We start from the raw sequence: 12,814 nt of genomic DNA on the forward strand, positions 1-12,814 counted from the left end.
GCCACCGGGCGATCGTCAGCCGTAGACGGCGGCGCCGTCCCCGGTCTCCTTGGACAGGCGCCGCGAGAGGTAGAGACCCTCCAGCGCGAGTTCGATACCGCCGGCCCGCTGGCCGACGTTGCTCGCCCCCACCCGCGAGGCGATCTCGTCATAGAGCCCCGGCACGGACAGCTCGGGCAGGGCGGCGAGGAACTCGGCGGCGGTCACGCTCGCGCCGGTCGTCAGGGTCACCGACCCGTCGAACGCCTCGACGAGCGGGGCCATGTCGATCCCCCGGAACAACCCGCGGACCACGTCCACCGTGGCGATGCGCAGCAGATACCGCAGGATCTCGGTCTCGCGCCCCTCCTCGCCGGGTTCGAACTCGATCTTCCCTCGCAGGACCTCCACGGCGGCGTCCACGTCGACGAGCCGCGCCACGGCCTCGCCGGGGTCGTCCGCGCCCCGCACGGCCGCCCGGCGCCGGGCCGCTGCGGCGACGGTCTCCGCGCCGGCGATGGCGAAGCGGGCGGAGACGCCGGAGGCCTGGTTGATCGAGTCGGAGGTGCGCAGCTCGCGCGTGAACCGGGCGAGCAGCTCCATCAGCGGGTCCGGCACCTCGGCGGTGAGCTCGGCCTCCTGCCGCACGACGTCGATCTCGTCGGCCAGGTCGAGCGGGTAGTGGGTGCGGATCTCGGCGCCGAACCGGTCCTTGAGCGGGGTGATGATCCGGCCGCGATTCGTGTAGTCCTCGGGGTTGGCCGAGGCCACCACCAGCACGTCCAGTGGCAGGCGCAGGACGTATCCGCGGATCTGGACGTCCCGCTCCTCCATCACGTTGAGCAGTGCCACCTGGATCCGCTCGGCCAGGTCGGGCAGCTCGTTGAGGGCCACGATCCCGCGGTTCGCGCGTGGGACCAGCCCGTAGTGGATGGTCTCCGGGTCGCCCAGCCGGCGCCCCTCTGCGACCCGCATGGGGTCGACGTCGCCGATCATGTCCGCCACGGAGGTGTCCGGGGTGGACAGCTTCTCCACGTAGCGCTCGTCGCGGTGTCTCCATTCGACGGGTAGCGCGTCCCCCTCGGCGGCGATCCGCTCACGGGTGGGCCCGGTGATCGGTGCGAGTGGGTCCTCCCCCAGTTCGGACCCGGCGACGACGGGTGACCACTCGTCGAGCAACCCGACCAGCGTTCGCAGCAGGCGGGTCTTGCCCTGCCCGCGCTCGCCGAGCAGGACGATGTCGTGCCCGGCGATGATCGCCCGCTCGACCTGGGGGATCACGGTCGTGTCGAAGCCGTGCATGCCGGGCCACGGATCCCGCCCGGCGGCAAGAGCCGCGAGCAGGTTCTCGCGCAGCTCCTCCCGGAGGGTGCGGCTGGTGTACCCGGCGGCGCGCAGCTCGCCGAGGGTCTTCACGTCCGGCTTATCGCTCACACCGCCCACCGTAGCCCTGCGGTGCGACTTCCGCTTCCGGCCAACAGCGGCCACCGTGCGTGCAGTGCTGACCCTGGCCCTGGCCCTGGCCCTCGGGCATCATCCGCCTGCTGACCGCGGGCGTCTGGCTGCTCCTCGGCTCTGGGCGGCCGGGCCCGGCGGGGTGAGCACGGCCGCTCCGACCGGCCGTCGAGGGTGCCGGTCGCCACCCGCTGACGACGCGGGCGTCGGTCAGTCGTCGATCGTCGGCTGGTGGTGGCTCGCGACCGACACCCTGTTGAACGCGTTGATCAGCACGATCGTCCACTCCAGTGCCGCGAGTTGCTCGTCGGAGAAGTGCTCCGCCGCGGCGGCGAGGGCGGCCATCCGCTCATCGGAGTCGTCCAGTCGCGTGAGTGCCTCGGCCAGGCGGAGCGCCGCCCGCTCCGGCTCACCGAAGTCGTCGAGCTCTCGCCACGCCGAGAGGAGGTCGAGCCGCTCCCGCGACACCCCCGCCTTGCGGGCGGCCGGCACGTGGGTCGCCAGGCAGGCCGCGCAGCCGTTGATCTGCGAGACCCGGACGTTCACCAGTTCGAGCAGCGACTCCTCGAGCCCGGCCTCCCCGGAGGCCTCCCGGGACGCGACGGCGGTGCGTACGAGCCGCTTGTAGACCTCCCGCGGGGTCCGGTCCAGCTGCGGGACCGCCATGTCAGCCGTCCTCCTCGCCGACCCGGGCGCGGTCCTCGTCGGTGGCCGCGCGGTACGCACCCGCGAACTCGTCGGCGTTCTTGGCGAGGAATCCCTCCACCATCGAGCACACGGGCACGATCGTCACGCCCTCGTCCCGGGTGGCCTCCACCGCGCCGCGCACGAGCGCGGTGCCGATGCCCCGGCCGCCGAACTCCCCGTCGACCACGGTGTGGTGGAAGATGCGCTCGCCGGCGATGTCGCGGAAGTCGGCGTGGCCGGCGGTCACACCGGAGGCGTCCCGGATCTCGAACGCGTCGGTCCGGTCGGAGCGCTCCACGGTCACGGCGGCGCCGGTCTTGTCGGTGTACTCGGTCATCTCCAACGGTCCTCTCACATCGGGGTCGACTGCGCGCGCGGGTCCGGGTTGACCCGCGGCTTGAGGGTGGTGGTGGGCAGCGTGGGCGCGGGCAACCGGGTCAGTCCCCGGGGGTCGTGGCCGATGTACCCGTCCACGCGCCCGAAGCGCTCCGCACCGGCCTCCCACTGCTCGCGGTAGCCGGCGATCTCGTCGTGGGTCCGGCCGATGAAGTTCCACCACATGATGATGTCCTCCTCGAACGGGGTGCCGCCGATGAGGATCGCCCGCCCGGCTGTGGTGCCGGTGTTGCGGATGGTCAGCGTGGACTCGCCGACGCCGGTGTAGGCGAGGTACGACACCTCGACGGCGACGCCCTCGAGCGTGAGGTCGCCGGCGTCGACGAGCAGCCCGTGCTCGAATCCCGGGTCCACGTCCAGGCGTATCTCGGCACCGGGGTCCAGGCGGAGTTCCGCTGCGACGAGTGGGGTGTAGGTGGGGACCGACGACGACGAGCCCAGCAGCGAGCCCAGGAAGACGCGTGCCGATCCGCCGTCGACGCGGACGGGGTCGGGTACGTGGTGATCGAACCTCCGCCCGCTGCTGTCGCGGTGAGCCTCGGGCAGGACGGTCCACAGCTGCACGCCGTGGAGCACGGTGGTGTCCTGGGTCGACACCTCGGTGTGGCAGATGCCCGCACCCGAGGTCATGAGGTTGACCTCCCCCGGCCGCACCACCGCGTGGTTGTCTCCGGAGTCGTGGTGGGTCACATTGCCCTCGAACAGCCAGCTCACGGTCTGCAGGCCCGTGTGGGGGTGCGAGGGCACGTCCATACCGCCCGTGGCCGAGACGTCGTCGGGCCCGTAGTGGTCGAGAAAGCAGAAGGCGCCGATGAGCGAGCGCTGGCGCTGGGGCAGGGTCCGGCGGACGGTCATCGCCCGGGGCCCGCCGAGGGGCACCTCGCGGGAGGTGATGATCTCCACGGCGGCCCCGCCGGGCTGTGCCTCCTCCGAACTGGGCCCGCCCGGCGCACCGCCGGCCTCGCACTCGATCTCGGGCGGGTCGGGGTCGAGATTGCTCATTCGATGACCTCGCTCATCTCGGCCCTCGCGTCGACGGCCTCGCGGCGCAGCTCCAGTTTCTTGGCGTTGATCTTCCCGCCCAGCGCCAGGACTAGCGCCTTGTCCACCACCGCCACCGGCAGGTGGTCCAGGAGACGTCGGCCGAGGTCCCATCGCACGGCGTAGCGGCGGCGGGGACGCGCGGTGGTGCCGGCGGTCCACACGGCCTCGGCGAGCACGGACGGGTCGGTGGCCTTGTCGTCCTCACCGGCGGCCATCTCCCCCATCACCGCGGCCATCGCGGCGAAGGGCGAACCGGGGGCGGTGGATTCCTGGAAGCGCCGCCGGATCGAGGCGGTCATCCCGGTGCGGAACGGCCCCGGTTGGACGAGCACCACGTCCAGACCGAGGAACATCAGCTCGCGCCGCAGGGCGTCACCGTAGGCCTCGACCGCGTGCTTGCTCATGGCGTAGGCGCCGTTCATCGGCATGCCGTGCTGGGGGCCGGTCTCGGAGCTGATGAGCACCACCCTCCCCCGGGTCTCGCGGAGCAGGTCCCACAGGGCGTGGACGGTGCGCACGGTGCCCATGACGTTGACGTCCAGGACCTGCTGGACCCGGTCCGGGTCGGTCTCGGCCAGCGGTCCGATCCCCAGGACGCCCGCGAAGGTGACGACCACGTCGAGACGGCCGTGCTCGGCGCGGACCCTGTCGGCCAGCGCGGTGAGCGAGGCGGTGTCGGTGACGTCGGCGGCGACGGGCGTGATGCGGTCCCCGCCGGACGGCGCCCGGAGGTCGACGGCCACGACGTGCCAACCCCGGGAGGCGTAGAGCGCGGTGGTGGCTGCCCCGAGGCCGCCTCCGGCTCCGGTGATGACGACGACGGGGGCGGCGGGAGCGCTGGTGTCCATACCCCGACGGTACCGGCGCGCGGGGCCCCGGTGGGGCGCTCCCGGGAGCCCGGGCCGCCTCAGACCAGGGCGTCGAGTCCGAGTTTGCCGGCGAGGCGGTCGATGTAGGCCAGGACCTCGTCCTCGGCCCGGTCGGGAGTGCCGTAGACGAGCTCGTGGACACCGAGCTCGCGGTAGGTCTCGATCTTCTCGGGGTCCGGCTTCCCGTCGAGGACGACGATGTAGGGTTCGCCCTCCCGGCCGGCCTCGGCCCACAGCTCGCGCAGCATCCGTACGCTGCCGGTGATGTCCTGCGAGATCGGGGTGGTCATCCAGCCGTCGGCACTGCGGCATATCCACTTGAAGTTCTTCTCGTTGCCCGCGGCTCCCACCAAGGTGAGCGGGCCCGGCGTCCGGGCGGTCTTGGGCCAGGCCCAGCTGGGCCCGAAGTCCACGAACTCGCCGTGGTACTCGGCCTCGTCGTGGGTCCAGAGCTCGCGCATCGCCTCGAGGTACTCGCGCAGCATGGTGCGACGACGCTTCGGCGGCACGTTGTGGTCGACCATCTCGTCGAGGTTCCACCCGTACCCCACCCCGAGCACGGTGCGCCCGTCGGAGAGGTGATCGACGGAGGCGATGGTCTTGGCCAGCGTGATGGGGTCGCTCTCCACCGGGATGGAGACGGCTGTCCCGAGCCGGATGGTCGACGTCACCGCAGCGGCGGCGCCCAGTGCGACCCACGGATCCAGGGTGCGGCAGTACCGCTCGTCGGGGAGTTCCGCGCCGCCGGTACCCGGGTGCGCGGCATCGCGACGCACCGGGATGTGGGTGTGCTCGGGCACGTAGAACGCCGAGAACCCTGCCCGCTCGGCCGCCACGGCGGCCGTGGTGGGCCGAATGCCCCGGTCACTGGTGAACAGGGTCAGTCCGAATTCCATGCGTGCTCCCTCGTGCGCCGGCTCCACCCACCGCCGAACATCTGACCAGACAGGTGTCCAGCGGCGGTGTCGCCACAGACTAGCGCACGACGGCGGCGGGTGGGCAGACCTCGCCCGCCACGCAGTCGGCCGGATCCCCCGGCTGCGACCGTAGCCTCTGCATGGTGTGGTCCGACACGTAGCGGAAGATCTCGTTGCCCGGCGTCGTGCGGGAGAGCGCATCCGCGGCCAACAACATGACCGCCGCGGTCCACGTGCTCAGCTCGACCGGCCACCGCTTGCCGTCGGCAAAGACGAGCCCGGTCCAATAGGAACCGTCCGAGTCGCGGAGATGCTGCATGTTGGTGAACTGCTGTAGCGCCTGCTCGTGCCGCCCGGCCGCCTCGAGTGCGAGCACCAGCTCACACGTCTCGGCCCCGGTGACCCACGGTCGGTGGTCGACACAGCGGATGCCGAGGCCGTCCACCACGAAGTCGTCCCACCGGGAGTCCAGGCGCGCCTGGGCCTGCTCCCCGACCATCACGCCGGCCAGGACCGGGTAGTACCAGTCCATCGAGAACTCGTCCTTGGGCGTGAAGAGCTCAGGGTGGGCGCGCAGTGCGTGGCCCAACCTGTCGGCGGCCGCGTCCCAGTCCGGGGCGCTCCCGCCGAGCTCCTCGGCTATCGCGACGCCGCAGCGCAGCGCGTGGTGGATGCTGGACGAGCCGGTGACGAGCGCCTCGTCGCAGAACCCCTCCGGCCCGGCGCCCCACCACATCTGCCCCTGGGGACCCTGGAACGTCAGTACCAGGTCGAGCGCCCGGCGCACCGTCGGCCACATCGACTCGAGGAATCCGGGCCTGGCGCTCACCAGATGGTGGTGCCACACGCCCACCGCGACGTACGCACAGAAGTTGGAGTCGACGTCGCCATCGGCGACGTGTCCGTCCTGCCACTTCATCGGCCAGGACCCGTCGCCCCGCTGGGTGTCCCGGAGGAACCCGTACGCCCGCTCGGCGGCCTCCCACTGCCCGGCGACGGACAGTCCCATCGCGGACTCCACGTGATCCCACGGGTCGGTGTGACCGCCGGTGAACCACGGGATCTCACCGTTGGGCTTCTGCACCGAGGCGATCCACTCGCCGGTCGCGCGGACCGCGTCGGCGTCGAGGACCCCCGGGACGGCCGGGACCGGACGCTGGCTGGTGACTCCGTTGTTGGACGTCTGCACGGACGATCAGGCCTCCACGGGCTTGCGCAGGTAGAACACGATGGACTTGCCCATCACCGGGTTGAGGACCTTCTCGGCGGTGCGGGTGATCCAGGGACCCTTCATGAGGTCCCACACGAGCAGCTTGTGGTACGCCTTGGGCAGCGGGTGGTCGTCGTTCTCCGTACCCACCGCGCACTTGAGCCACCAGTACGGGGCGTGCAGCGCGTGGGCGAACCCGGTGCCGGTGACCTCCAGACCGGCGGCGCGGAGCTTGAAGCCCAGCTCCTCGGCGGTGTAGATCCGGCAGTGCCCGCCCGGGTTGGAGTGGTAGGCGTCGGACAGCTTCCAGCACAGCTTCTCCGGCCACTCGCGCGGCACGGTCACCGCGGCGACCCCGCCCGGCTTGAGGATCCGTACCAGCTCGGCGATGGCCTTGGTGTCCTCCGGCACGTGCTCGAGGACCTCGGAGATGAGCACCAGGTCGAAGGTGGCGTCCTCGTACGGCATGTCGAGCGCGTCGCCGGTGACGGCCTCACCCTTCGAGGTGGGCAGCCCCTCGCCCTCGGCCTCCATGGCCGCGAGCATGTCGGAGACCTGCTGCATCTCATCGGCGTTCTGATCGAACGCGGTGACGTTCGCGCCCCGCCGGTAGAGCTCGAAGGTGTGGCGGCCGAGGCCGGCGCCCACGTCGATGGCTCGCATGCCGGGGGTGACCCCCAGACGGTCGAAATCAGCGGTCAGCATGCGGCGTCCTCCTGCTCACGGATGGTGTACTCGCCGGACTCCGGGAGCACCTCGGGCACGTCGTCGGTGACGTGCTCGTCGATCTCTGTCTGGTCCGGTCCGAGGACCGGACCGGCTGTCAGGTCCGGCAGCTCCTCGCCCCGGACCCTGGCGATCGCGGCGTCGTAGACCTCGACGGTCCGGCGGGCCACCGCGGCCCAGCTGTAGCGCTCCATGACCCGGGCGCGGCCACCCTCGGAGAGCCGGGCGCGCTCGCCGGGGTCGGACAGCAGCGCACTGATCTCGCGGGCGAGTGCGTCGACGTCGCCCGGCTCGACCAGGCGGGCCGCCGAGTCGTCGGTCCCGACGACCTCGGGAAGGGCGCCGGCCCGGGTCGCGACGAGTGCGCACCCACTGGACATGGCCTCCACCGCCGGCAGGGAGAACCCCTCGTACATACTCGGCACGACCGCGATCTCGGCCGACCCGACGAGATCGGCGAGCTCGTCGTCGTCGACCCCCGACACCAGGTCCACCGCGTCCCGCAGGCGCAGTTTCTCGAGCAGTCGCTCCGCCTCACCCTTGCGCTTGAGCTTCGACACCAGCGTCAGGCGCACGCCGGGGTGCTCCTCGCGGACCTTGGCCAGCGCGCGTAGCAGGATCGGCACGCCCTTGAGCGGCTGGTCGGCGCTGGCAACGCACACCAGACGGCCGGGCTCGCGCACGCGGCGGTGATGGAAGCGGTCGGTGTCCACGCCCAGCGGGATGGTGACGATCCGGTCCGGATCCACACCGAAGTCGGAGGCGATGTCCTCGGCGGAGTTGCTGGAGACCGTGATGATCTCCTGCAGCTTGCGAGAGACCCGCATCTGCATGCCCAGGAAACCGAACCAGCGCCACGTGGTGATCTTCTTGCGCAGCGGGGCCTCTTTCATGGCCAGTGCGCGGTCCCGCGTGATGGGGTGGTGCACGGTGGCCACGACCGGGAAGCCCGCCTTCTCCAGATCCAGCAGGCCGGAGCCCAGGCACTGGTTGTCGTGCACCACGTCGAAGTCCCCCAGCCGCTCACGCAGCGTGCGGGCGGCCCGCATACTGAACGTCCGCGGCTCCGGGAACCCGGCGCTCCACATGGTGACCACCTCGAGCACGTCGATGAGGTCCCGGATCTCCCGCGGGTGCGGGGTGCGGAACGGATCGGCGTCGTTGTACAGGTCCAGGCTCGGGACCTCGGTCAGGGTGGGGCCCGGGTCGAGTTCCGGGTAGGGCTGACCGGAGAACACCTCGACCGTGTGTCCGAGTGCCGCCAACTCACGGCTGAGGTGACGGACGTAGACGCCCTGGCCTCCGCCGTGTGGCTTGCTCCGGTACGAGAGCAGCGCGATCCGCACGGTCGATCGCCTCCTTCATGGTCGTCGGCCCGCCGCCGGCGGGAGTCGCTGGCCGCGACGGGCACATCGGGAAAGTCTAGAACACGTTCGCCCCGGTCCCGCACACGGCCGGATGAACGCAACGGACCCCCGGCGCTCCGGGGCGCTCGGGGGTCCGGTGGTGGTGATGACGCGCGGCCGTCAGACGGTCACGCGGGCCTGTCAGTAGCCCAGGTCGTCCAGGCGGACCGAGGCGCCGGTGGCGTCACCGAAGCCGTCCTCGGGGCCGTAGAAGCCGTCGCCGTAATCCGGGATGGAGTAGGCGGCGGCGCGGGCCTCCTCGGTGGGCTCGACCGTCGAGTTGCGGTAGCGGTTGATACCGGTACCCGCCGGGATGAGCTTACCGATGATGACGTTCTCCTTGAGGCCCACGAGCTTGTCCGACCGCTTGTTGATGGCGGCGTCGGTGAGCACGCGGGTGGTCTCCTGGAAGGAGGCCGCCGAGAGCCACGAGTCCGTGGCCAGCGAGGCCTTGGTGATGCCCATGAGGACCGGGCGCGCCGAGGCCGGCGAACCGCCCTCGGTGAGGACGCGACGGTTCTCCGCAGTGAGCTCGGCACGCTCGACGAGTGCACCGGGCAGGAACTCGGTGCTGTTCGAGTCGTTGATCGCGACACGGCGCATCATCTGGCGGACGATGACCTCGAGGTGCTTGTCGTGGATCGACACGCCCTGCGCACGGTAGACCTTCTGCACCTCGTCGACGAGGAACTTCTGCACACCGTTGGGGCCGAGGATGGCCAGGACCTCGTGCGGATCGGCCGGGCCCTCGAGGAGTGCCTGCCCGCGCTCGAGGTGGTCGCCGTCCGCGATCGGGCGGGACGAACCGTCCTCCAGCGTGACGTGGGCCAGGCCCTGACGCTTGGACAGCTTCTCGTACACGATCTCGTCCGCGCCGTTGTCGGGCACGATCGTGATGGTGTAGAACCGCTCCTCCTCCTCGAGGCGGATGCGGCCCGCCTCCTCGGCGATCGGCGCCTTGCCCTTGGGCACGCGGGCCTCGAACAGCTCCTGGACACGCGGCAGACCACCGGTGATGTCGTCACCGACGCCACCCTGGTGGAACGTACGCATCGTGAGCTGGGTACCCGGCTCACCGATCGACTGGGCGGCGACGATGCCGACGGCCTCGCCGATGTCCACCAGCAGGCCGGTGGCCATCGAGCGGCCGTAGCAGGTCGCGCAGACACCCGTGCCGGTGGTGCAGGTCAGGACCGAGCGGACCTTGACCTTCTCCACGCCGGCGTTGATGAGCGCCTCGATGTTCGGGTCACCGAGGTCGGTGCCGGCGGCGACGACGACGTTGCCGTCGGAGTCGACCGCGTCCTCCGCGAGGGTCCGGGCGAACGTCGAGGTCTCGACGTGCTCGTCGCGCTCGAGGACACCCGTCGACTTGCCGTGGGCGTCCATGACCGGACGGGCGATGGTCGTCTCCACGCCCTTCGAGGTGCCACAGTCGGTCTCGCGGACGATGACGTCCTGCGAGACGTCGACCAGACGTCGCGTCAGGTAGCCGGAGTCGGCCGTACGCAGGGCGGTGTCGGCCAGACCCTTACGCGCACCGTGCGTGTTCATGAAGTACTCGAGCACCGTCAGGCCCTCGCGGAACGAGGACTTGATGGGCTGCGGGATGAACTCGCCGTTCGGACGCGTCACCAGACCCTTCATGCCCGCCAGCGAGCGGATCTGGGTCATGTTGCCCGCCGCGCCCGACTTAACGATGGTCGGGATCGGGTTGGAGTCCGGGTAGTTGGCCTCCATGGCCTGACCGATCTCGTCGGTGGCCTCCTGCCACAGCTTGACCAGGTCCGACTTGCGCTCCTCGTCGGTGATCTTGCCCAGGTCGAACTGCGACTCCAGGCGCGCGGCCTTGGCGTCGTACGAGGCGAGGATCTCCTTCTTCGCCGGCGGGACCAACACGTCGGACATGGCGATGGTGACACCCGAGCGGGTGGCCCAGTAGAAGCCCGTGTCCTTGAGCTTGTCCACCGTCTGCGCCACGACGATCATCGGGTAGCGCTCGGCCAGGTCGTTGATGATGACGGCCTGACGCTTCTTGGGCATCTGCTCGTTGACGAACGGGTAGTCCGCCGGGAGCAGCTCGTTGAACAGCACACGCCCGAGGGTGGTCTCGGCGATCCACTCCTGGCCGGGGGTCCAGCCCTCCGGGAACTGCTCCGCCTCGATCTCGGCGCTGGGGCGCTGATGGGACAACCGCACCTGGATCGGGGCGTGGATGTCCAGCACACCCAGGTCGACGGCCATGATGGCCTCCGACGCGGTCGAGTACACGCCGGTGGCCGGCGTGTCCTTCTCCGCCGGCGTGTACGAACCGGTGGCGCCCTCGTCCAGACGGGTCAGGTAGTACAGGCCGGTCACCATGTCCAGACGGGGCATGGCGAGCGGGCGACCCGAGGCCGGCGACAGGATGTTGTTCGAGGCGAGCATGAGGATGCGCGCCTCGGCCTGCGCCTCCGCGGACAGCGGGAGGTGCACGGCCATCTGGTCACCGTCGAAGTCGGCGTTGAAGGCCTCACACACGAGCGGGTGCAGCTGGATGGCCTTACCCTCGACGAGCTGCGGCTCGAACGCCTGGATGCCGAGGCGGTGCAGGGTCGGTGCACGGTTGAGCATCACCGGGTGCTCGGCGATGACCTCTTCGAGCACGTCCCACACCTGGTCGCGCTGACGCTCGACCATGCGCTTGGCGGACTTGATGTTCTGCGCGTGGTTGAGGTCGACCAGACGCTTCATGACGAACGGCTTGAACAGCTCGAGCGCCATCAGCTTGGGGAGACCACACTGGTGCAGCTGCAGCTGCGGACCGACCACGATGACCGAACGGCCGGAGTAGTCGACACGCTTGCCGAGCAGGTTCTGGCGGAACCGGCCCTGCTTGCCCTTGAGGAGGTCCGACAGCGACTTGAGCGGGCGGTTGCCCGGGCCCGTGACGGGCCGGCCTCGACGACCGTTGTCGAACAGTGCGTCGACGGACTCCTGCAGCATCCGCTTCTCGTTGTTGACGATGATCTCGGGGGCGCCGAGGTCCATCAGTCGCTTGAGACGGTTGTTGCGGTTGATCACACGACGGTAGAGGTCGTTGAGGTCCGAGGTGGCGAACCGGCCACCGTCGAGCTGGACCATCGGACGCAGCTCCGGCGGGATCACCGGGACCGCCCCGAGCACCATCGCGGCCGGGTGGTTGCCCGACTGCAGGAACGCGGAGACGACCTTGAGGCGCTTGAGGGCGCGGATCTTCTTCTGGCCCTTGCCGTTGCGGATGATCTCGCGCAGCGACTCGGCCTCTGCGGCGAGGTCGAAGTTCAGCAGCAGCGACTGGATCGCCTCGGCACCCATGCCGCCCTCGAAGTACTCGCCGAAGCGGTCCTCGAGCTCACGGTAGATGCCCTCGTCGACGATGATCTGGTTGACGTCGAGCTTGGTGAAGGTGGTCCAGATCTCGTCGAGGCGGTCCAGCTCGCGCTGGGCCGACTCGCGGATCTTCTTCATCTCCTTCTCGCCGCCGTCCTTGACCTTGCGGCGCTGGTCGGCCTTGGCGCCCTCGGCCTCGAGCTCGGCGAGATCGGCCTCGAGCTTCTTCGCCCGGGCCTCGATGTCGGAGTCGCGCTCGTCCTCGATGATCTTGCGCTCCTCGAGGACCTGGGCCTCGAGGGTGCTGAGCTCGTTGTGACGCAGCTCGGTGTCGACACCGGTGATGACGTAGGCGGCGAAGTAGATGATCTTGTCGAGATCCTTGGGCGCCAGGTCCAGCAGGTAGCCCAGGCGTGACGGGACGCCCTTGAAGTACCAGATGTGGGTCACGGGCGCGGCCAGCTCGATGTGGCCCATCCGCTCGCGGCGCACCTTGGCGCGGGTCACCTCGACGCCGCAGCGCTCACAGATGATCCCCTTGAAGCGCACGCGCTTGTACTTGCCGCAGTAGCACTCCCAGTCCCGGGTGGGGCCGAAGATCTTCTCGCAGAACAGGCCCTCCTTCTCCGGCTTGAGGGTGCGGTAGTTGATGGTCTCCGGCTTCTTGACCTCGCCGTAGGACCAGTTACGGATGTCCTCGGCCGTCGCGAGGCTGATGACCAGCTCGTCGAAGTAGTTGACGTCCTGCACGTAGGCGTCCTTTCCCGGGTGGGA

Annotated in this window: 10 protein-coding genes; all 10 read right to left on the reverse strand. The window is 70.1% G+C overall.

Annotation, left to right across the window (positions count from 1 at the left end):
• Positions 1-15: 15 nt before the first annotated feature.
• The 10 genes from L8M95_RS05385 to L8M95_RS05430 all read right to left on the reverse strand — a co-directional run bounded on the left by L8M95_RS05385 (position 16) and on the right by L8M95_RS05430 (position 12,790).
• A complete protein-coding gene (locus tag L8M95_RS05385) occupies positions 16-1,422 on the reverse strand; it encodes a sigma 54-interacting transcriptional regulator (protein WP_260488480.1) in 1,407 nt (468 codons plus the stop codon).
• A gap of 222 nt (positions 1,423-1,644) precedes the next feature.
• Positions 1,645-2,100 carry a carboxymuconolactone decarboxylase family protein gene (locus tag L8M95_RS05390; RefSeq protein ID WP_260488481.1) on the reverse strand — a complete coding sequence of 152 codons (456 nt, stop codon included), beginning with the start codon at positions 2,098-2,100 and terminating at the stop codon, positions 1,645-1,647.
• A gap of 1 nt (position 2,101) precedes the next feature.
• Complete coding sequence (locus L8M95_RS05395; protein WP_260488482.1) at positions 2,102-2,458, reverse strand: GNAT family N-acetyltransferase; 357 nt, start codon at positions 2,456-2,458, stop codon at positions 2,102-2,104.
• Positions 2,459-2,472: 14 nt separating this feature from the next.
• On the reverse strand, positions 2,473-3,519 hold the full coding sequence (locus tag L8M95_RS05400; protein ID WP_260488483.1) for a pirin family protein: 1,047 nt from the start codon (positions 3,517-3,519) through the stop codon (positions 2,473-2,475).
• On the reverse strand, positions 3,516-4,409 hold the full coding sequence (locus tag L8M95_RS05405; protein WP_260488484.1) for an SDR family NAD(P)-dependent oxidoreductase: 894 nt from the start codon (positions 4,407-4,409) through the stop codon (positions 3,516-3,518). The genes L8M95_RS05400 and L8M95_RS05405 overlap by 4 nt, the downstream gene beginning before the upstream one ends.
• Before the next feature lie 59 nt (positions 4,410-4,468).
• Entirely contained in the window at positions 4,469-5,326 is an 858-nt protein-coding gene (locus L8M95_RS05410; RefSeq protein ID WP_260488485.1) for an LLM class F420-dependent oxidoreductase, read from the reverse strand.
• A gap of 79 nt (positions 5,327-5,405) precedes the next feature.
• Positions 5,406-6,536, reverse strand: a complete 1,131-nt coding sequence (locus L8M95_RS05415) for a prenyltransferase (RefSeq protein ID WP_260488486.1) — start codon at positions 6,534-6,536, stop codon at positions 5,406-5,408.
• Between the two features lie 6 nt (positions 6,537-6,542).
• Positions 6,543-7,262, reverse strand: coding sequence for a class I SAM-dependent methyltransferase (locus tag L8M95_RS05420; RefSeq protein ID WP_260488487.1), 720 nt, complete (start codon positions 7,260-7,262; stop codon positions 6,543-6,545).
• Entirely contained in the window at positions 7,256-8,629 is a 1,374-nt protein-coding gene (locus L8M95_RS05425) for a glycosyltransferase family 4 protein (protein ID WP_260488488.1), read from the reverse strand. The genes L8M95_RS05420 and L8M95_RS05425 overlap by 7 nt, the downstream gene beginning before the upstream one ends.
• A gap of 201 nt (positions 8,630-8,830) precedes the next feature.
• On the reverse strand, positions 8,831-12,790 hold the full coding sequence (locus L8M95_RS05430) for a DNA-directed RNA polymerase subunit beta' (RefSeq protein ID WP_260488489.1): 3,960 nt from the start codon (positions 12,788-12,790) through the stop codon (positions 8,831-8,833).
• Positions 12,791-12,814 lie beyond the last annotated feature (24 nt).

This window comes from Dietzia sp. B32, from assembly GCF_024732245.1.
Taxonomy (GTDB): domain Bacteria; phylum Actinomycetota; class Actinomycetes; order Mycobacteriales; family Mycobacteriaceae; genus Dietzia.

Excerpts from the sequence above, each read along its gene's own strand:
- L8M95_RS05390 (WP_260488481.1), bottom strand. The coding sequence starts at position 2,100 with ATGGCGGTCCCGCAGCTGGACCGGACCCCGCGGGAGGTCTACAAGCGG.
- L8M95_RS05395 (WP_260488482.1), bottom strand. The coding sequence starts at position 2,458 with ATGACCGAGTACACCGACAAGACCGGCGCCGCCGTGACCGTGGAGCGC.
- L8M95_RS05400 (WP_260488483.1), bottom strand. The coding sequence starts at position 3,519 with ATGAGCAATCTCGACCCCGACCCGCCCGAGATCGAGTGCGAGGCCGGC.
- L8M95_RS05405 (WP_260488484.1), bottom strand. The coding sequence starts at position 4,409 with ATGGACACCAGCGCTCCCGCCGCCCCCGTCGTCGTCATCACCGGAGCC.
- L8M95_RS05410 (WP_260488485.1), bottom strand. The coding sequence starts at position 5,326 with ATGGAATTCGGACTGACCCTGTTCACCAGTGACCGGGGCATTCGGCCC.
- L8M95_RS05420 (WP_260488487.1), bottom strand. The coding sequence starts at position 7,262 with ATGCTGACCGCTGATTTCGACCGTCTGGGGGTCACCCCCGGCATGCGA.